17 protein-coding genes are annotated in these 18,836 nt (G+C 61.8%); 8 read left to right on the plus strand and 9 right to left on the minus strand.

What is annotated here, in order from left to right; translation table 11 throughout:
* Positions 1-58 precede the first annotated feature (58 nt).
* The 5 genes from K1X80_RS15605 to K1X80_RS15625 form a co-directional block, all read right to left on the minus strand.
* Positions 59-1,270 carry a DSD1 family PLP-dependent enzyme gene (locus K1X80_RS15605; protein WP_169960699.1) on the minus strand — a complete coding sequence of 404 codons (1,212 nt, stop codon included), beginning with the start codon at positions 1,268-1,270 and terminating at the stop codon, positions 59-61.
* 68 nt (positions 1,271-1,338) lie between these two features.
* Positions 1,339-2,667 (minus strand): D-arabinono-1,4-lactone oxidase, encoded by a 1,329-nt coding sequence (locus K1X80_RS15610; RefSeq protein WP_220172964.1) that lies wholly within the window; start codon positions 2,665-2,667, stop codon positions 1,339-1,341.
* A gap of 77 nt (positions 2,668-2,744) precedes the next feature.
* Positions 2,745-3,113, minus strand: a complete 369-nt coding sequence (locus tag K1X80_RS15615) for a cytochrome c5 family protein (protein ID WP_057959336.1) — start codon at positions 3,111-3,113, stop codon at positions 2,745-2,747.
* A 156-nt stretch (positions 3,114-3,269) separates the two neighbouring features.
* On the minus strand, positions 3,270-4,022 hold the full coding sequence (locus K1X80_RS15620) for an outer membrane beta-barrel protein (protein ID WP_057436922.1): 753 nt from the start codon (positions 4,020-4,022) through the stop codon (positions 3,270-3,272).
* Positions 4,023-4,171: 149 nt separating this feature from the next.
* Complete coding sequence (locus K1X80_RS15625; RefSeq protein ID WP_198831328.1) at positions 4,172-5,005, minus strand: arylamine N-acetyltransferase; 834 nt, start codon at positions 5,003-5,005, stop codon at positions 4,172-4,174.
* A gap of 159 nt (positions 5,006-5,164) precedes the next feature.
* On the opposite strand from K1X80_RS15625, the gene K1X80_RS15630 reads away from it, so the two are divergent.
* Positions 5,165-5,407, plus strand: coding sequence for a DUF6555 family protein (locus K1X80_RS15630; protein ID WP_057436926.1), 243 nt, complete (start codon positions 5,165-5,167; stop codon positions 5,405-5,407).
* Between the two features lie 50 nt (positions 5,408-5,457).
* Here K1X80_RS15630 and K1X80_RS15635 read toward each other — a convergent pair whose 3' ends face one another.
* Positions 5,458-5,661: a DUF6021 family protein gene (locus K1X80_RS15635; protein WP_232544792.1), complete on the minus strand. Its 204-nt coding sequence runs from the start codon at positions 5,659-5,661 to the stop codon at positions 5,458-5,460.
* Positions 5,662-5,811: 150 nt separating this feature from the next.
* Here K1X80_RS15635 and K1X80_RS15640 point away from each other — a divergent pair, with 150 nt between their 5' ends.
* Positions 5,812-6,333 (plus strand): DUF3087 domain-containing protein, encoded by a 522-nt coding sequence (locus tag K1X80_RS15640; RefSeq protein ID WP_057959334.1) that lies wholly within the window; start codon positions 5,812-5,814, stop codon positions 6,331-6,333.
* A 41-nt stretch (positions 6,334-6,374) separates the two neighbouring features.
* On the opposite strand, the gene K1X80_RS15645 is transcribed toward K1X80_RS15640, so the two are convergent.
* Positions 6,375-7,241: a Dyp-type peroxidase gene (locus tag K1X80_RS15645; protein ID WP_057959333.1), complete on the minus strand. Its 867-nt coding sequence runs from the start codon at positions 7,239-7,241 to the stop codon at positions 6,375-6,377.
* Between the two features lie 139 nt (positions 7,242-7,380).
* Here K1X80_RS15645 and K1X80_RS15650 point away from each other — a divergent pair, with 139 nt between their 5' ends.
* The gene (locus K1X80_RS15650; RefSeq protein WP_115128367.1) at positions 7,381-9,006 is read left to right on the plus strand and encodes an NADP-dependent glyceraldehyde-3-phosphate dehydrogenase; all 1,626 of its coding nucleotides are present in this window, start codon (positions 7,381-7,383) and stop codon (positions 9,004-9,006) included.
* Positions 9,007-9,145: 139 nt separating this feature from the next.
* The gene (locus K1X80_RS15655; RefSeq protein WP_057436936.1) at positions 9,146-10,210 is read left to right on the plus strand and encodes an FUSC family protein; all 1,065 of its coding nucleotides are present in this window, start codon (positions 9,146-9,148) and stop codon (positions 10,208-10,210) included.
* Between the two features lie 141 nt (positions 10,211-10,351).
* Here the strand turns inward: K1X80_RS15655 and K1X80_RS15660 are convergent, their stop codons facing one another.
* Entirely contained in the window at positions 10,352-11,107 is a 756-nt protein-coding gene (locus K1X80_RS15660) for a TetR/AcrR family transcriptional regulator (RefSeq protein WP_057445041.1), read from the minus strand.
* A 354-nt stretch (positions 11,108-11,461) separates the two neighbouring features.
* On the opposite strand from K1X80_RS15660, the gene K1X80_RS15665 reads away from it, so the two are divergent.
* From K1X80_RS15665 to K1X80_RS15680, 4 genes are read left to right on the plus strand one after another with little or no spacing between them, the layout of a single operon-like run.
* A complete protein-coding gene (locus K1X80_RS15665; protein ID WP_186625186.1) occupies positions 11,462-12,169 on the plus strand; it encodes an ABC transporter ATP-binding protein in 708 nt (235 codons plus the stop codon).
* Positions 12,166-13,365, plus strand: coding sequence for an ABC transporter permease (locus K1X80_RS15670; protein WP_120733315.1), 1,200 nt, complete (start codon positions 12,166-12,168; stop codon positions 13,363-13,365). The genes K1X80_RS15665 and K1X80_RS15670 overlap by 4 nt, the downstream gene beginning before the upstream one ends.
* Positions 13,358-14,839 carry a TolC family protein gene (locus K1X80_RS15675; protein WP_057959328.1) on the plus strand — a complete coding sequence of 494 codons (1,482 nt, stop codon included), beginning with the start codon at positions 13,358-13,360 and terminating at the stop codon, positions 14,837-14,839. The genes K1X80_RS15670 and K1X80_RS15675 overlap by 8 nt, the downstream gene beginning before the upstream one ends.
* Positions 14,829-16,097: an efflux RND transporter periplasmic adaptor subunit gene (locus tag K1X80_RS15680; RefSeq protein WP_220172274.1), complete on the plus strand. Its 1,269-nt coding sequence runs from the start codon at positions 14,829-14,831 to the stop codon at positions 16,095-16,097. Before K1X80_RS15675 ends, K1X80_RS15680 begins: the two co-directional genes overlap by 11 nt.
* Positions 16,098-17,065: 968 nt before the next feature.
* On the opposite strand, the gene K1X80_RS15685 is transcribed toward K1X80_RS15680, so the two are convergent.
* Positions 17,066-18,487, minus strand: a complete 1,422-nt coding sequence (locus K1X80_RS15685) for an FAD/NAD(P)-binding protein (protein WP_220172275.1) — start codon at positions 18,485-18,487, stop codon at positions 17,066-17,068.
* Positions 18,488-18,836 lie beyond the last annotated feature (349 nt).

Below are 18,836 nucleotides of genomic sequence, written 5' to 3' on the forward strand. Positions count from 1 at the left end.
GCTTGCCACAACAAGCCCCCCTTGCCACAGGCCAGTTCCTGCGCAGGAGTGCGTCATTTCAACCGCTGTAAACCGGCCAATTGTCGACAATTTTACCGCCGCGCACCGCCAGCAGATCGCCAAACTGCAAGAGCACCGATTCAGTCTGGGTCGGGCGCATGAACACCTGATCGTCGATGTTCAAGCCAACCCCCGGCGAGCCATTGACCATCTCCTGGTTGGAGCTGCGGCCATACAAGCCATTACTTTGCAGCCCCGAAGGCGACTCGAACTCGGCCATCCAGTTGCCACCATAGATAAAAAACGTCGCGCGCTGGTTGCGATCCCACCAGGACAACAACCGGGATTTATCATCCAGCGCCGGGATGTTGACCGCGCCGGTGCTTTTGAGCACTGGCGTGGCAATGTAGGCCGCCGGGACGTGCTCGCTGAGGGATGGCAAATCATAGTGCGTTGGCTTGAGCATGGCGGTGCCCACGGAAACTTCACTGCTCAGTTGCTCCTGCTCATGCATCCCATAGCTGGGGCTGCCAGCGGTGTTGAGTGTCAGGCCGGCATGCCACAGCCCTGCAAACTGCTGGCGGGTGAAGTCGACAAAGCCGTTGTAGCGCTGCATGACCTTGTCGAACAACGTCTGGGGCGAGCCAAGGATGCCCGGCACGCCCATGCCGACAAACGGGTCATAGCCCATGAAGCCGGCAAATTCCAGGTGCCGGGGGTGTGCACTGATCAACCCCAGCATCTGCCCCAGCACCGTGTTATCGCTGATACCGCCGCGGTGCAGGCCCACATCCAGTTCGATATTGATCCGCAGCCGTGTGCCCAGGCCCTGGGCCAGCGCCAGGTATTGTTGCAGGCGCTGTGGCGTATCCAGCAGCCACTGCAATTGCCGGGCGGGGTCGAAGGGCCCCTGATGGCCTTGATAGAACAGCTCGGCAGAACGCACCGGCAACGGCTTGCCCAGCAGGATATCGGCGTCGGGAAACACCTGGGCGTCATGGTTGAGAAAGGGTTGGTGAAACGACATCAGGCGCTGAGTGCCGGCGCGCTTGGCAATGTAGGCCAACAGGCCCGGCGCAGGCAGGGATTTTTCCACCAGCCGTAGGTGTTTACCTCCGCGCTGCACCGACTGCATGACGATGTCGATATTGTGATCCAGGCGATCCAGGTCAATCAGCAGCACCGGACGCATCGGCCCATGGGCTTTGAGCTGCTGGTTCAACTGGCGAAAGTATTCGCTGTAGGGCGAGCCCCGGTCAGCCGGACGCAGCAGCGCCGCGCCCGCCACCAGCAACGCACCGGCGCCGAGGGTGCCGACCATGAAATGTCTGCGGTTCATCAGGCTACTCCCAGGATTGATGACAGGTGTGCATTAAGGAATTTGCCGCCGGGGTCCAGGGCCTGGCGCACCCGCGCGAACTCGTTCCAACGCGGATACAGGGCCTGCAGGGCGCGGGCATTGAGGGTGTGCAATTTGCCCCAGTGCGGCCGGCCGGCGTATTTCCAGAAGATGGGCTCGATCGCGGCAAAAAAGTTGTGATGGTCCATGGTGTAGTGCTGGTGCACCGAGATCGAACAGCTGTCGCGGCCTTCAAACATGCTCAAGGGAATATCGTCAGCCTTGACGTAGCGGTACTCGATGGGAAACCAGGTGCGCAGGTCTTTGTCGCGGATCAGCTTGAGGATTTCCCGCAGGCAGGCCGGACCGTGTTCGGCGGGCACCGAATACTCCATCTCGTTGAACCGCACATTGCGCACGTTGGCGTAGACCTCGAACGATTCAGCCACACGGTCCTGGAAACTGGCGAAATAGCGCAGGCTGTTCAGCAGCGTGCGGCGGGTTGCGGGGAAGTCGCTGGCATATTTGTCGAGGTTCTCGATAATCGACACAAACTCATTGCCGCCCGCCTCTGCCGGGTCGATTGGCGGGGTTGGCGCGTCGGTGGTTTCGTTGAGGGCGATGGACAGCGCGTAGTCGGAATGTGTCACCACCAGCATCTCCCAATGCTGGTTCTCGCGGGTGTTGTTCGCCACATCCTCCAACAGCTCTTCGGTCGGCGCTATCCATTGGCGCTCACGCAGACGGTAAGGGGTGCGGTTTTGCATGCGCACGCGGGTGGTCACGCCGAGCGCGCCCAGCGACACCCGTGCGGCGTTGAACAACTCGCGCTCACGCCCGGCGTCGCAGTCCAGCACCTCGCCCTCGGCCGTCACCAGTTGCAGGCCGGTGACACCGGCTGAGTACGAGGTAAACCCAACCCCGGTGCCATGGGTCGAGGTGGAAATGGCGCCGGCCAGGGTCTGATAGTCGATGTCCGCCATGTTCGGCAGGGCCTGGCCGACAGCCTTGAGCGCCGGCCCCATGCGTGACATGGGCGTGCCGGCGGCGAAGGTGGCTTGCAGACTGCTGGCATCGTGCTCGAGCAAGCCATTGAAAAAACTCAGTGACAGTAATGTGCCATCTGTCGGTACCAGGGCACTGAATGAATGGCCCGAGCCCACCGGGCGGATCTTGCCCGGTGCCTGGCGAATGATCTGCACCAACTCCCCCAGGTCCTTGGGCGCCAGCCGCTCAAGGGGCAGGCAGCTTTGGGCGCCCGACCAATTGCGCCAGGGGATCAAGCGCGGCGCCCGGGCCAATTGGGCCAGCGCCGGGTTACTGCTGATTGCCAGAAATGCGCCGGCCACCGCCGAGCGCTGCAACAGTTGCCTGCGTGAAAGCACCATTACCTACCCCATTGTTGTTATTGGATATGAACACCGGCCATAAAACTGATCAGCCCCAGGAACTGGTCCTCGGAACACTGCATGCACAGGCCCATCGGCGGCATGCCGTTGTAGCCGTTGAGGGTGTGGTCCAGCAGGGTGTCCGCGCCCAGGGCAACACGCGAGCTCCAGGCCTGGCTGTCGCCGGTCAACGGCGCGCCGGAGGCAGGGTTGGCGTGACACAGTTTGCAACTGGTGTCGTAGAGCTGGGCCAGCGCCGGGTCGGCAGGCATGGCGTTGCTTGCCGTGGCAAGCTGCGGGGGATGTTGCGGTTTGTCGTCACAGGCGGCCAGCAGGCCAAGCAAGGCCAGCAGCAAACCCATGCGGCGGGAGGTCGTAGACCACATAGCCAGCCTCTCTTTTTTAGTATGAACAGCTGGGTTCACACTAAGTCAGGGACGGCGCGGCGTTGAGGGTATTGGGGGACACAAAGGGGGGCTTGGGCGGACAGGGTCGGGCGACCGGCGCTCCATTACAGAACGCCGGCGCCCGCAACAGCCGGCTTAGAAAGCCAGACCGACCTTGAAGCCGTACTCATCGCGCTTGAGCTTGGTGTTATCGGCCACTTCGGAGTCCGCGTCGAGCTTGTACTCGGTACGGGTGTAGTACAGGCCCGCCATCACCGGCAGGTCGCCGTTCTGGTTCATCAGCAAGCTGACTTCGGCGTAGGGATTGGTGCGGTCCTTGAGGTCCACGGTGTCGCTGCCAATGCCGTCAACCTTGAGCTTGGCGCGGCCGTCAATGGTATGGCGGGCGCCCACTTCGACGCGCATGGTCATGCTGTCGAACTGATGGTTGTAACCCACCGCCGCCTTGGCAAACGGCGACTTGTTGGTGAGTTTCATGTCGTAGTCGCCAGAGTCCGGCTCATAACGGGTCCAGCTGTAGCCACCGCCGACCAGCACGTCGACAAAGTTGCGCGCATCCAGCGCGGCGCGCCAGCCCAGGTCGAGGTCGGCCTGGCCCTCCTTGAGTTTGTTGTCGCTTTTCTTGCCAAACTTGGCGTCCACGCCGGCCTGATAGATAAAGCCGGATTCGGCAGTCAGCTTGTTGCCAAAGTTATAGAACAGGCCGGCTTCCGGCATATGGTCCTTGTCGCTTTCGCTACCGCCTTCAAGCTTGAAGTCGTTGTAGCTGCCGAGGATACCGAAGGTGGAAATCGGATCGGTGGACGGCGCAGCGAATACCATCGCCGGTGCGGCAACCAGGGCCAGGACCGAGGAGTTCTTGAGGATTTTTCCGAATAGTTTGGACATCGTTTTACATCTCCTTTTTTAGGTGGGCAAATTATTCAAGAAACGGTTCGAACCCCCTGTTTTGCAAAAGGTTCGATTTAATTTGCCTTGGAGTTGGAGGTAAAACGCTTCAGCGAAGGCTCTGGATCAGGCCTTCCAGAGTAGGCCTATCAGCTATCGGCCAATAGTTGCGCCAGTCGCGGGCGTAGCTGTGGGTGCTTGGGCACGCGTAAACCAAACGCTTCACGCAGCAGTTCCAGCAATTGATCGACGTCGGTGATCGAGCGTTTTTCGCTGTCACCGCCCACGTGATGAACGGCGTAGTTGCCGTTGTTTAACGTACGCCGCAGGCCGGGCCCGATCAGCGCCACTTTCAACTGTTTGATGAACGGCGAATCGGGGTGGGTCGAGACATACCAGTTGCCCAGTTCATAGTCGAAGTGCGACTGCGGCTGCAGGTCGAACACGTACAGCCCTCGCCATTCCTCGCCAACCTGGGCCCACAGGGTGTAGCTGCCGTCCTTCAAGGTCAGGCGATAGGGTTCATGGGCCGTGGCCTGTGGCGCCAGATTGTCCAGCTGCAGCGGGCTGCTTGGCACCATGCCACCAAACGCGACATCGCTGATGTAGCGCACACCCGCCAGGGTCACCAGGCTCAGGCGATGGGTACGCGGGGTGTGGGCATCAGGCGGCCCGCCTATGACTACTCGACCGGTGATGCCCCGAGCATCGAAGCCCAGCTCTTGCAACAAGGCCAGGAACATCTGGTTCAGTTCGTAGCAATAACCTCCCCGCCCGTCGAACAGGACTTTTTGCTCGATGCTGGCCAGATCAAGGGGCACTGGCAGTTGCGCCAGCACCGAGAGGTTTTCGAAGGCGAAGGTACAGACATGGCGCAATTGCAACTGCGCCAGGGTTTCCAAAGTGGGTGCTGGCGGGCTGTCATACCCCAGGCGTTGCAGGTACAGGCGGCTGTGGGTCAGGCTCGGTGAATCCTGGGACATGGCGCGATCCTTGGGCGCGGGCGAAGGTTTCACTAATACCCGTAACCGTTGCCGCTGCCAATACTGATCTGTGGCAATAGATCGTAGGAATGGGGCGCAAACTTTCTGAACCTTTCTGAACCTAATTGCATCAACTCCATATCAAAACAGGGAGGCAATATGGGCACGGCAACGATCTACACCATCCAATACAGGCTGCATGGCGAGCCCAAGTCTTTTGTAGTGCGTGCGGAGGTGATGAATAACGCCGAGGCATGGCATTGGGCCAGCTGTGACGCCGGGGTGGCCCACGTCGGGCGCATTGGCCGTCCTGGCCACGAGCGCACCAAGAAGACCACGCGGCCATGGGCGGAGAAATACGGCATCACCGACGTCACCTGGATCGCCCCCAAGCGCCTGTAGGGGCTGCGGCAGGAGCTGGTTTGCCAGCTCCTGCACTGATGGGCGTGAAGTTATGGTTTCAGATCGCCCAAGGGATCATAAGCCGGCTGCTTGCCGGCTTTGTGCTTCTTGTCCAACGGCGCAATGGCCGGGCCGACCGGGTCGACCTGCGGGTCGGCCACATCCGGTGAGTCTGGGTCAAACCCCAAATCGTGCTGATCACTGGCGTGTTCCGACGAATGCGGGCCATCGGGCTTGTTCGATTGTTCAGTCACAGTCATCTCCTTCGCTTTGCTGACGATGCATACATGCGTTAGAGAAAACCCCGGCTGCCATCGTTCAACTTTCTCACGCCCACCCACAAACCATGAGAAGATGCCGCGCCGCGCAATACCCCTACTTAGTTCATGGAGACTGCATCCCGCATGTTTGAGATCAAACCTGTCGATCCGCAAACCTATCGCCAGCAGACCCGCCGCAGCACGCTGATTGTCGCGGTGATCTTCATCGCCCTGGCCATGCTGCTGTCGAGCCTGGCCGTGATGCTGTTTGGCGAGCCCGGCGGCGACAACTTTCGTTTCAATATCGGGGGAGTGGCGGCCGGCGTAGTGCTGACTATCGCCCTGGTACGCGGTCCGCTCTGGTCACAGGCCTGGCTGGCGCCAGCGATCTATGGCTGGCAGCTCAAGCGCAGCCTGATGCGGGTGACCAATGTGATGCACAAGGTGACCGAGCGGGTCCAGGCCAACGACCCGACGGCGATGAAGCTGCTGCGGTTCTATCACCTGGGGCTGACGCAGATGCATGAACTGGACGCCAATTCCAGCGCCCAGGCGCAACTGGTCGGGGAGATCGAGAAACATAAGGCGCAGATGAAGGCGCTGGGAATCAAGGCTGAACAAACGCGCCTGGATCCAGCGTGGCTGGAAGCCATGCGCGGCGCCTGACCTCATAGGAGCCCGTTTGTGGGCTCCTACAAGCGTTTGGCTCAGGCCGCGAAGATCGCGCCCAGGTCCAGACGCCCATCCTTGAGCGGCGGGCACCAGTAGTAGCCACCGGTCAACGGTGTGCTGATGCGGTACAGGCCATCGACAATCCCGTCTTCCAGGCCGCTCATGCGGCGCAACTGAGCTTCAAAGGCGTCAAAGGAGTGGCCGAACGCGAGGAACATCAACCCGGCCTGGCCATTTTCGGCCCAGGGCATGGAACGGCGCACCACAAAGGCTTCGGGGGTGAAGCTCTCCTGGGCGGTGCGCTTGACGTGGGCGGACTCGGGGGCGTCGTCCAGCTCTTCGTTATCGCCATGGCGACGCCCGATGATGTGGTCGCGCTCCTGGGCCGGCAAGGCGGCGAAACCGTCCAGGTCGTGTTGCCATTGCTGGATTGCGGCAAAGCTGGCGCCACTGCCGGCAACGGCGGCTTCGACGGCGGCGTCGTCATGGGGGTTTTCGGTGCCGTCTTCGTAGTCGGTCAGGTCAAAGCCGGTCTTGTAGCGGAAACCTTCAGTCATCTGCACCAGGCGAAAGCCCGGCGCCAGGGCTTTTTCAAAGGCCCGGCTGCGCAACAGCAACTCACCACGGTCTTCGCCATGCAACCAGCACCACAGCGCCTGTTGGGTGGATGGGTTGTGGGCACCCGGCGCCGAGATGGGCGCAAAACTGCGCAGCCCTTCGATGTGCGCGCCCAGTGCCTTGACCAGCGGCTCACCCAAACCCACCACCACTGCCGAGTCAACCAACTGCACCAGCGCGTCGAGCGCTGCCGGCACGGCGTCGATGGACTCGATGGCGAAAAACAGATGGCGTGCCTGCAACGGCACCGGTGCGGCAAGAATGCCCGGCTGGTACTGACTCATATGAACTCCTTCAAGAAAGCCGCGTAGTTTACCCGCCGCGCCCCAGTGTGCGTAGGGAAATGCGTGTAAGCCTTGCAACAGAGCCCTCCGATGGGGGAATCTCTGACTCAAGCTGTGCAACCACTCCAGGGGTAGCGACATGACCACCACTCACCTGCTTGCCAATCTGTTCCCGACCGCCGAAGGTATTCCCGAACAATTTCGCCTCGCCGCCCCCATTGAGCAACGCGACTATCTGGTCGACGGCCAGTTACGCACCTGGAACGGCCCGTTGGCCCAGGTGCGCAGCCCTGTCCAGTTGGCCGGTGCCGACGGCGACACCCCCGTGATTATCGGCAGCACGCCGCTGCTGGATGCCGAGACCGCCCTGCTCGCCCTCGACGCCGCAGTTCGGGCCTACGACCGTGGCCAGGGCCAATGGCCTACGATGCGGGTGGTCGAGCGTATCCAGCATGTCGAGGCGTTTTTGCGGCGCATGCGCGAACAGCGCGATGCCGTGGTGAAACTGCTGATGTGGGAAATCGGCAAGAACCTCAAGGATTCCCAGAAGGAATTCGACCGCACCTGCGACTACATCACCGACACCATCAATGCCCTCAAGGAGCTGGACCGCCGCTCCAGCCGCTTCGAGCTGGAACAGGACACCCTCGGGCAGATCCGCCGCGTGCCCATGGGCGTCGCCCTGTGCATGGGCCCCTATAACTACCCGCTCAATGAAACCTTCACCACACTGATCCCGGCGCTGATCATGGGCAACACCGTGGTGTTCAAGCCGGCCAAGCTCGGCGTCCTGTTGATCCGGCCATTGCTGGAGGCCTTCCGCGACAGCTTCCCGGCCGGCGTCATCAATGTGATTTATGGCAGCGGCCGCGAGACCGTCAGTGCGCTGATGGCCAGCGGCAAGGTAGATATCTTTGCGTTTATCGGCACCAACAAGGCAGCCAGTGACTTGAAGAAGCTGCACCCGCGCCCACATCGCTTGCGAGCAGCCCTGGGGCTGGATGCGAAGAACCCCGGCATCGTATTGCCTGAGGTCGACCTGGATAACGCGGTCAACGAAGCGGTCACCGGCTCGCTGTCGTTCAACGGCCAGCGCTGTACCGCGTTGAAAATCCTGTTTGTGCATGAAGCCGTGGTCGAACGTTTTATCGAGAAGTTCAACCACAAACTCGCCAGCCTCAAACCGGGAATGCCCTGGGACGAAGGTGTGTCGCTGACGCCGCTGCCGGAAGCAGGCAAGGTGGACTACCTCAACGGTCTGGTAGCCGACGCGGCGCAACACGGGGCCAAGGTAGTGAACGCCAATGGCGGTGCCAGCCGTGGCTCGTTCTTCTACCCGGCGGTGCTGTACCCGGTGACCCCACAGATGCGGGTGTACCACGAGGAGCAGTTCGGCCCGGTGGTGCCGATCGTGCCCTACCGCGACCTGGACACGGTGATCGACTACGTCCTGGAGTCGGATTTCGGCCAACAGTTGAGTATCTTCGGCACCGACCCGGCGCAAGTCGGGCGCCTGGTGGACACCTTCGCCAACCAGGTGGGCCGGATCAATATCAACGCCCAATGTCAGCGCGGCCCGGACACCTTCCCGTTCAATGGCCGCAAGAACTCGGCCGAAGGCACGTTGTCGGTGCATGACGCCCTGCGGGTGTTCTCGATCCGCACCCTGGTGGCAACCAAGTTCCAGGACAGCAACAAAGCACTGATCAGCGATATCATTCGGGACAGGGCGTCGAGCTTTTTGACCACCGACTATATTTTCTAAACTGCTCCCATGTAGGCGCGGGCTTGCCCGCGATGCAGGTGCCTCGGTGTGTCAGTGACTCCGAGGTGATGCGATCGCAGGCAAGCCAGCTCCCACATTGGACCTCATAACATCTAACGATGAGGCCTTCTTAATCCCGATGAATCTGCCTCCCTTCGCCCGCCGCCTGTTGCGACCGCTGCTCGACCCCTATCGCCGTTATCGTCATGCCAAACTGATCCACGCGGTACGGGTTTCCATCGGTCTGCTCGCGACCATCCTGCTGACCACCGGTATCAACCTGCCCCACGGTGAATGGGCCTCGGTGACCATGCTGGTGGTGATTGGCGGCCTGCAGCACCACGGCAATATCGGCAAGAAAGCGGTGGAGCGGGCCTATGGCACGCTGATCGGGGCCAGTGTCGGCCTGCTGCTGGTGGCGCAACAGGCTTATCTGGGCCAACCCTTGTTGACCTACCTGTTGATGTCGGTGGTGTGTGGCTTTTTTTCCTATCACGCCATCGGCAAGGGTGGATACACCGCGTTGCTGTCGGGGATCACCGTGTTTATCGTCGCCGGCCACGGGGACAACCCACTCTCCGATGGCCTGTGGCGCACCGTCGATATCCTGATCGGCATCGCCCTGGCCCTGGCGTTTTCCTTCGCCCTGCCGCTGTATGCCGTGTACTCCTGGCGCTACAACCTGGCCAGCGCGCTGCGCGACTGCGCCGCCATCTACAGCCGGATCATCAGTGGCCAGTCGGTCACCGATGACGAGCACCTCAAGCTGCTCAATCGCTTGAATGCGGCGATGTTGCAACTGCGTTCGTTGATGCCGTCGGTGTCCAAGGAAGTGCGGATTTCCATGACCGAGCTGGATGGGATCCAGCGCCATCTACGGATGTGCATCAGCACCCTGGAAATTCTCGGCAATACCCGCCCTGACCCACGGGATGAGCAGGCCATGGCACGCTTGCAACTGGCGCTCAAGGCTGAGCATCGGCAGATTCGTGTGCAGTTGATCGGGATGGCGCGGGCCCTGCAATCCGGCGCCACGCAACGCTTGGAACGAACCAGCCTAGCTGCGCCTGATCCCCAAGCTGCCCTGGAGGCGCCAGTGCACAGTGCGTTGGATGGCTATCGGTTATTGACCGCGCAACTGGCGGCAAATGTCGACGCGATGCACGCCCGATTGGCGAAAAGTGCCAAGGCGTGGAAAATCTGAAAAACGCTGCAGCTTAATATTGGATCCACATTTTTTTCACGTTTTATTCACATCCGCAGACGTACTGTGAAGCCTCATCCGTTACAAACGTTGTACATCAAGCCCGCCGCCCCAGCGGGCTTTTTTTTGCGCGTGATTTGCTCAGCGCGCAACTTTACCGGTTGCCGGCAGCGCCGACTGGCCGCGAATCGCACGCTGGGTATCGAGTACCCGCGCCAGCGCTGTTTCAGCTTCCGGGCTTTGCTGCGGCACACGAATGGCCGCCGAGACCAGGGTGATCAGCTTGGCCATGACTTCGGCGTCGGTGGCCGGGCGCCCGAGGCTCATGGAGTTCATCAGCAGGCGCAGTTCGGTCCCGGCCATCACCCCGGAAATCGCCTTGAGGGCAAATTGCAGGCGCACCCCCAGTTCATTGCGCGGCAGGTCGGGCAACGCCAGGGCGAAGGCTTCGAAGAAGCGCTGGAACACCGGCTGGTAATGCACCTTGAGGTATTCCTGGATAAACGGTGAGGTATCGCTATAGACCCGCCCGAGGAAACGAATAAAGGACCGCCCCTCGCCGCTGGCCGGATCACTGCGCTCCAGGCCCATGGCCGGGGCGAACAGCACACCCAGCAAGGTATCGCAGTCGAGCGGTCCGTCAGACTCGGCCTCGCACCGGGCGAGCAATTCCAGGCGCTGCTCGTTGAGCGGCTCCAGGCGTTGCATCAGTAATGTTTTCATCAGGGAGTCCTTGTCCCCGAAGTGATAATTTACTGCGGCGAGATTGACCTGAGCCTTCTCGGTGATTTGCCGCAACAGCACGGCGTCGTAGCCGTACTTGATGAAAAGAGCCTCTGTCGCATCCAGCAGTCGAGTCTTGGTTACATTTGGAGCGCTGAGTTTCTTCGCGACCATATAAGTTCCACGGGGGAAATATGTTTTAAAAAAAAATTTGATTTTTTATACCGGGGCGGATGCTTGAAAGCAAGTAGTGACACTGCACCATACTATCCAAGCGCGTTGCCGCTCGCCCTGTAAACGGCTTGCCCAGGGCAGGAGCAGGCGTTTTCCAGCCACCGGTATAGGCGCTGCCACCAGAACAACCGCTCTATTTCTGTGGCTGGCGAAGCTGTGGCATCACAGTTACTATTCAAACAATGTTTTTAAAAAAAGAATAAAAACCAGCTATTGGCAATCGTGACGCAGGCCCTGAAGATGTTACAACGATTTTCAGGAGCAAGCCGGATAGCCGCAGCGCAAGGCGTAGTCATGATGACAGATACTCCAACGCTCCCAGGCTTTATTTCTCTGCAAGGCATCGGCAAAAGCTACCAATTGGCCGGACAGCACCTGGCCATTCTCAATGACGTCAGCCTCTCTATCACCCGCGGAGAAAGCTGCGGCATTCTCGGAGCTTCGGGCTCCGGCAAAAGTACCCTGCTCAATATCCTCGGCCTGCTGGACCTGCCCGACTGCGGCGCCTATCACTTCGCCGGCCATGACATTTTCCACGCCACGCCGGATCAACTGGCCGCGATCCGCAACCAACAGATCGGCTTTGTGTTCCAGAGTTTCAACCTGCTGCCGCGCCTCAGCGCCCTGGACAACGTTGCCCTGCCCCTGGGCTATCGCGGTGTGTCGCGCCAGGAGTCGGTGGCGCGGGCCCTGCATCTGCTGGAGCAAGTTGGGCTGGCCGAACGGGCCCATCATCGCCCCGCCGACCTGTCCGGTGGCCAGCGCCAGCGGGTGGCGATTGCCCGCGCGCTGGTGGGCGCGCCGGCAGTGATTCTGGCCGACGAACCCACCGGCAACCTCGACAGCCACACCGCCCAGGACATCATGGACCTGCTGCTGGCCCTGAACCACGATCAAGGCGTCACGCTGATCATCGTCACCCACGACCCGCATATCGCCGAACGCCTGGATCGCCAGATCCTGGTGCGCAACGGCGTGGTCCACGAGGCAGAGTGCGTATGAGCCTGCGGGTCGAACAGAGCCTGAGCCAGTTGTTGCATGAAGCCTTTGTCAGCCTGCGCACCCTGGGCAAGCGCTCGATCCTGGCCCTGCTGGGGATCGTCATTGGCAGTTCATCGGTAGTCGCACTGATCAATATCGGACATAACGCCGCCGAAGATGCCGCGATGATTTTCAAGGACATGGGCACCGACACCCTGGTGGCGCAGTTCCCGCCCAAAGGCAACAGCAATGCGCACATGCCCACCCACCTCGATCTACAAGCCGTACGCCAGGCCGTGCCGGGCATCGCCCACATCGGCGCGATTTCCTCATTCAGCGGGCCGGTGGTCTTTCATGGCCGCACCACCAACGCCGGCTTGATTGGCAGCACCCCTGGCCTCAAGGATGCGATGCGCCTGGCGCTGCGCGAAGGGCGCTTCCTGTCCGAGTTCGACAGCGGAGAAACCTACGCGGTGGTCGGCGACCAGATCGCCCAGGCGTTAAGCACGCCCGGTGACCCGCTGCGCCTGGGCGATCGGGTGCGGGTCAACGACTACCTGTACCTGGTCATCGGCATCCTGCAGAACCAGCCGCGGTCGATGCTGATTCCGGTGCAAACCAACGAGTCACTGTTCATCCCGGCAGCCGGTATGCGCCGTATCTATTCCTCGCCGCAGGTTGGCAGCGTGGTCCTGCGCGCAGCAGCCGGCCAGGACATGGAGCACATCGCCGTCGAGACCACCAAGGCCTTGGGCGCGCAACTTACCGAGCACACCGTCGAGATCCAGATCCCCCAGCAAATGATCGACGGCATGACCCGGCAAAGCCGCACCTTCGCCTATCTGTTGCTGGCCCTGGGCGCCATCTCCCTGGTGGGCGGTGGGGTCGGGGTGATGAATGTGATGCTGATGAACGTTTCGGAACGCCGCCGGGAAATCGGCATCCGCATGGCCCTCGGCGCTCGCCAGCGCGACATCCGCAACCTGTTCCTGCTCGAAGCCGTGACCCTCACCGCCGTCGGCGCCCTGTGCGGCGCGGTGCTGGGCATGGGGGCCGCCTATCTCTATGCCTGGCTGTCGGGCTGGCAGTTTTCCCTGGCGGTGTCGGCCCTGCCCCTGGGCGTGGGCAGCACCTTGCTGGTGGGATTGTTTTTCGGGATCTACCCGGCAGTCTCGGCGTCACGCTTGCAGCCGGTGGAGGCCCTGCGCGATGAATAAACCCCTGCTGTGGCTGATTGCCCTGGTGAGCCTGCCCTGCGTGGCCGCCGATATCGTGATCCGCCCTTCGGCGCCGACCACCACCCGCAGCGGCTATGAGCACAGTGTCTCGCTCAATGCCCAGCTCACCACCCTGACCCTGGGCGACGCGGTGTACCTGGGCCTGCGCAACAACCCGGCGATTCGCAGCGCCTACCTGCAACGAGTGGCGCAGAAGTTCGACTTGCGAGTGGCCGAAGATGCCTTCAACCCCAAGCTGGTGCTCAACAGTGCCTACCGCACCACCCAGGGCAGCGACGACCGCGCCCGCAATGCCAACCTGTCACCCACCACCAGCTTGCTCGGCGAGTACGGCACCCGCCTGAGCATGGGCTGGACCCAGCAACTGAACAACGCCAACCATGCCGGGCGCTACCGCAGCGACGGCCTGGACCTGGCCATCATCCAGCCACTGATGCGTGGCGCCGGCTGGGATGCCACCACCGCCCCGCTACGGCTGTCACGCCTGTCCGAGCAAGCCAACCGCCTGAACCTCAAGGCCAACGTCGCGCAGACCATCAGCCAGATCATCGCCACCTACCGCGACTTGCTGCGTGCCCAGGAGCAACTGAGCATCGCCCAGGAAGCCCTCAAGCGCTCCAATACCCTACTGGACGTGAATAAGGCCTTGATCAATGCCGGGCGCATGGCCGAGTTCGAAATCGTGCAGACCGAGGCCGACATCGCCTCCCAGCAACTGGGGGTCGAGGAAGCCCAGAACCAACTGGACATGAGCCGCCTGGCGTTGCTGCGCCTGCTGGCCCTGGACCTGGCGACCCCGATCCGTGCCACCGAAGCCCTGGAGGCCACGCGCATGGACATCGACAAGCGTGAGGCCTTTAACCTGGCGCAGAACCAGCAGCCCGAATACCTTTCGGCGCTGCTGGGCAGCCAACAGGCCGACCTCAACCTGGTGCTGGCCAAGGATTCCGGGCGCTGGCAGGTCGACCTGGTGGGCGGCGCCAATCAGATCCGCGCCAACACCGACAACGACGCGGGCAGTACCAGCAATCGGCGCTGGGACAGTTATGCCGGGGTCCAGGTGCGCATTCCCATCGGCGATATCAGTACCCGCCAGGCCGAAGTGCGCGCACGGGTCAATGTGGAGAACCAGGCCATCCTGATCACCGATGCGCGCCAGGAACTGGAGCGTAGCGTCAATAACGTGGTGCGCGACCTTGGCACCCGCTGGCGCCAGTATGAAATTGCCCAGCGGGCGGTGGAACTGTCCCGGCGCAAGATCGAGATCGAACGGGACAAGCTCGGCGCCGGGCGCTCCACCAACTTCCAGGTGCTGAGTTTCGAAGCGGACTTGCGCAACGCCGAAAACGCCCGCCTCAATGCCCTGATTGCTTACCTGAATGCCCAGACCCAGCTCGACCTGACGCTGGGCATGACCTTGGAAAGTTGGGAAATTGCCCTCAATGACTACTAAAAAAGCCCTGCTGGGCGTTGCACTGCTGATACTGCTGGGCGCTGGCGGATTCGCGCTGCTCAGTCGCCCAACGCCTGCCGCCGATCAGACCGGCACGGCCGAGCAATGGCTGGAGGTCAAGCGCGAGGCCCTGGTGCACCAGATCGGCCTGGTGGGCAAGATCGAACCGTACACCACCGTCACCCTGACAGCCCCCTTCGACGGCAATGTGCAGGCCAACCTGGTGGAACAGGGGCAACGGGTCGAAGCCGGCCAGGTTCTGTTACGCATGGACCCCGCCACCCTCGAAGTGCAACTGCGCGAAGCGCTCTCCGCCCAGCTCAAGGCCCGGCGGACCGTGCAGGAAATGCAGGACTGGGACAGCGGCCCCACCGTCAGCCGCGCCCGACGCAGCCTGCGCACCTCGCAAATGAGCGCCGACAACACCCAGCGCAAACTGGTTGAAAGCGAGAACCTGTTCAAGCGCGGCATCATCCCACGCAACGAACTGGACGACCTCAAGCAACAGGCCCAGCAGCAACAGTTGGACCTGACCGCCGCCCGCAGTGAACTGCAACAGGCCCTTGATCAGGGCAAGGGTGAATACCGGCAGATTGCAGACATGGAATTGACCAACGCCACGGTCAAGTACGACGCCCTGCGCAAACTGCTCGAAGGCCAGGAGGTCAAGGCGCCGTTTTCCGGGATCGTCGTGCCGCCACCGGGCAGCGCCACCCCGCAAGGCAGCGGCAACAGCAACGCGCCGGTACAGGCGGGCAGCAAGGTCAGCCAGGGCCAGGTGTTGTTCGGGCTGGCCAATATCGAACGCCTGAAGATCGTCGCCAAAGTCTCGGAGCTGGATATCAACCAGTTGCATCAGGGCCAGCCGGTGGAAGTCATGGGCGACGGTTTCGATGGCGAACACCTGAGCGGTTCGGTCAGCGTGGTCAGCGGCCTGGCGATCGCCAATGACAGCCAGGGCAGCGCGCAATTTCCGGTAACCCTGTCGATTCCCAAACTGACCGAGAAACAACTGCAAAGGGTCCGCCTGGGCATGAGCGCGCGCCTGACCGTCGTGACCTACAACAATGACCAGGCGATCATCGTGCCGGCCCAGGCGATCAGCCATGATGCCGGGACCATGAGCGTGGAGTACCGCGCGGCAATGGACCAGCCGGTGGAACGGATGACAGTCACCACGGGCCAGTCTACCGCCCAAGGCGTAGAGGTATTCGGGCTCAAGCCCGGGTTTGTCAGGCTGGATGCAACCCCAAGATAAACGTAGATCCAAAATGTGGGAGTTGGCTTGCCTGCGATAGCGGTGGGTGAGCCGCCAGAAACGGTGACTGAACTGCCGCTATCGCGGGCAAGCCCGCTCCCACAGGGAATCTCACTCGGGCAGATAATTTTGGCCCCACCACAAATCAAAGGTGGGAGCTGGCTTGCCTGCGATGGCGGTGGGTCAGCCGCCAGAAACAGTAACTGGACTACCGCTTTCGCGAACAAGCCCGCTCCCACAGGGAATCTCACTCAGGCAGATAATTTTGACCCCAGCACAAATCAAAGGTGGGAGCTGGCTTGCCTGCGATGGCGGTGGGTGAGCCGCCAGAAACTGTGACTGAACTGCCGCTATCGCGGGCAAGCCCGCTCCCACAGGGGATCTCACTGAGGCAGAGAATGTTGGCTCCACCACAAATCAAAGGTGGGAGCTGGCTTGCCTGCGATGGCGGTGGGTCAGCCGCCAGGAACAGTGACTGGACTGCCGCCATCGCGAGCAAGCCCGCTCCCACAGGGGATCTCACTGGAGCAGATGATTTTGGCCCCACCACAAATCAAATGTGGGAGCTGGCTTGCCTGCGATGGCGGTGGGTCAGCCGCCAAAAACAGTGACTGAACTGCCGCCATCGCGAGCAAGCCCGCTCCCACAGGGGATCTCACTGAGGCAAATAATTTTGGCCCCACCACAAATCAAGGGTGGGAGCTGGCTTGCCTGCGATGGCGGTGGGTCAGCCGCCAGAAACAGTGACTGAACTGCCGCTATCGCGGGCAAGCCCGCTCCCACAGGGGATCTGCGCGGGGCAGAGAGTTTTGGCCCCACCACAAATCAAAGGTGGGAGCTGGCTTGCCTGCGAAGGCGGTGGGTCAGTCGCTAGAAACGGTGACTGAGCTGCCGCCATCGCGAGCAAGCCCGCTCCCACAGGGGGCCTTGTCGGCGGGGCGATTTTGGATGCACCACAGCTCCCACCTTTAGAGTTGCGCCAGCTTTAGCGCCAGTGCCTTGGCCTGAAGCGCCACATCCGTCACCGCCGTGCTCTCCCACCACATACCGCGCAGCGGCGGGCCCATGGCGAAGAGTCGCTCACTCACAACGCCGTGCTCATCCAGTACCGCCCCCGAGGCATCCGCCGCTATCCCCAATGCCAAGGGCCCGGGTTTGATCAAGCCGCGGGCCAGCAATTGCCTGGGCAACGGCCGGGCCACGCGGCGCCAGTCGTATTCGATCCCGCTGGAGTTGATCAACGCCGCGCCACTGAAGTGGGTGGTGTGCTGTTCGCCACGACGGCGCAGGCGCAGGGTCACTTCGCCGTTTACCGTGGGCTCCAGGCCCAGGAACGAGGCCGCGTGGATACGCAGGCGCCCCTCCCCGTGCAGGCGCGCCAGCAGTTCGGCGCTCAGGGGTGGCGAGCGATGATGATGGCTCTCCCACCAGGGCCGCACATGGCGCACGAACTGGCGTTTCTCGCGCTCGCTGGCCTGGCTCCACAAACGACCGATATGGGCGCGTACGGTGTCCAGCGGTGCTTGCCAGTCGATGCCCTGGGCCAGGGCTTTCTGGCATTCGCGGCGCACTGCCCGCAGTAATTGCAGTGGGCTGCGCAGGCCATGATCGTCAGCGAGAAAGTCCGCCCACGTAGGGGGTTGCCGGCGCACATGGGGCAACAGGCCATGGCGCGAAAAGATCTCGATCGGCCCGCGATGGCCAGCCTGTTCCAGTGACACCACGGCGTCGACCATGGTCAGGCCGGAGCCGATGATCAACACCGTGGCGTGTGGGTCCAGTTGCGTCATGGCGCGCACATCCCACGGATCAACCGCCGCCGCATTCACACCACTGGAGTGGGTTTGTGGCGTGCGCGCCGCCGGAAACATCCCGGTGGCCAGTACGGCCCGGGCACCGCGCAGTGCCCGGCCGTCATCCAGGGTCAGGCGCACGCCTCCCAGCTCTACCTGCACGTCGATGACCTCGGCGCGAATATGCTCCACGGTTGACGCCGATCCCGCCCGAGCCTGCGCCAGCCGCTGTTGCGCGTACACGCCAAAGATCTCCCGGGGTGGAAACAGCTCGCTGACCGGCACGTGCTGCTGGTCCGATTCCGGCCAGCCGCCGGCGGCGATGTACTCGCTCAACCAGTGGGTCAAGTCATCGGCGTTGTCCGGGTCCACACTCATGCGCGCCGCATTGCCATTGAGGGTGTGCCCCAGCTCCACCGCGCTATAGGCTTCGCCTCGCCCCAGTTCCGTGCGCGGCTCGATCACCAGAACCTTCCGCGTGCCGGGCAAACGCAACAGCTGCACGGCCAGCAGCGTGCCGCTCAGGCCCCCGCCGATGATCAGCACATCGGCGTTGCGGATGGCCTTTGTCGCCTGTCCGCGTTCGGTTTCACTCATGCAAATACGCCCTTACTGGTTGCCCGAAGAATGCTCATGCCATCGCCTGCGCCGGTGTAAACCCGCGTGCAGAGCGACGTGGATGCGTTAGTTATATAGCCAGGTGCGCTCCGTTGCACGAGTTACGCCAAGATTGAGAACCCCATGATTCCTCATTTTGCGACAGCTCCATAGCCATGCCACACACGGTTAATCAGCAAATTGTTGATTGACTGTTGGCGGGCGAACAGTGGCGTATGCAACCGCAGATTTACCTGGAACCGCTGCAAATCAAGGCTCAAACGCCCTGCACTTTCTCGATTGCGATGAAACTGTTAGCGCCATTCGTGGGTTTTTCCATGGACCGGGA

Origin of the sequence: Pseudomonas sp. So3.2b (assembly GCF_019464415.1) — a bacterium.
In the GTDB taxonomy this organism is placed as follows: domain Bacteria; phylum Pseudomonadota; class Gammaproteobacteria; order Pseudomonadales; family Pseudomonadaceae; genus Aquipseudomonas; species Aquipseudomonas shahriarae.

Coding starts and splice junctions, on each gene's coding strand:
- K1X80_RS15615 (WP_057959336.1), bottom strand. CDS start 3,113: ATGTGGTCTACGACCTCCCGCCGCATGGGTTTGCTGCTGGCCTTGCTT.
- K1X80_RS15620 (WP_057436922.1), bottom strand. CDS start 4,022: ATGTCCAAACTATTCGGAAAAATCCTCAAGAACTCCTCGGTCCTGGCC.
- K1X80_RS15625 (WP_198831328.1), bottom strand. CDS start 5,005: ATGTCCCAGGATTCACCGAGCCTGACCCACAGCCGCCTGTACCTGCAA.
- K1X80_RS15630 (WP_057436926.1), top strand. CDS start 5,165: ATGGGCACGGCAACGATCTACACCATCCAATACAGGCTGCATGGCGAG.
- K1X80_RS15640 (WP_057959334.1), top strand. CDS start 5,812: ATGTTTGAGATCAAACCTGTCGATCCGCAAACCTATCGCCAGCAGACC.
- K1X80_RS15645 (WP_057959333.1), bottom strand. CDS start 7,241: ATGAGTCAGTACCAGCCGGGCATTCTTGCCGCACCGGTGCCGTTGCAG.
- K1X80_RS15650 (WP_115128367.1), top strand. CDS start 7,381: ATGACCACCACTCACCTGCTTGCCAATCTGTTCCCGACCGCCGAAGGT.
- K1X80_RS15655 (WP_057436936.1), top strand. CDS start 9,146: ATGAATCTGCCTCCCTTCGCCCGCCGCCTGTTGCGACCGCTGCTCGAC.
- K1X80_RS15660 (WP_057445041.1), bottom strand. CDS start 11,107: ATGGTCGCGAAGAAACTCAGCGCTCCAAATGTAACCAAGACTCGACTG.
- K1X80_RS15665 (WP_186625186.1), top strand. CDS start 11,462: ATGATGACAGATACTCCAACGCTCCCAGGCTTTATTTCTCTGCAAGGC.
- K1X80_RS15670 (WP_120733315.1), top strand. CDS start 12,166: ATGAGCCTGCGGGTCGAACAGAGCCTGAGCCAGTTGTTGCATGAAGCC.
- K1X80_RS15675 (WP_057959328.1), top strand. CDS start 13,358: ATGAATAAACCCCTGCTGTGGCTGATTGCCCTGGTGAGCCTGCCCTGC.
- K1X80_RS15680 (WP_220172274.1), top strand. CDS start 14,829: ATGACTACTAAAAAAGCCCTGCTGGGCGTTGCACTGCTGATACTGCTG.
- K1X80_RS15685 (WP_220172275.1), bottom strand. CDS start 18,487: ATGAGTGAAACCGAACGCGGACAGGCGACAAAGGCCATCCGCAACGCC.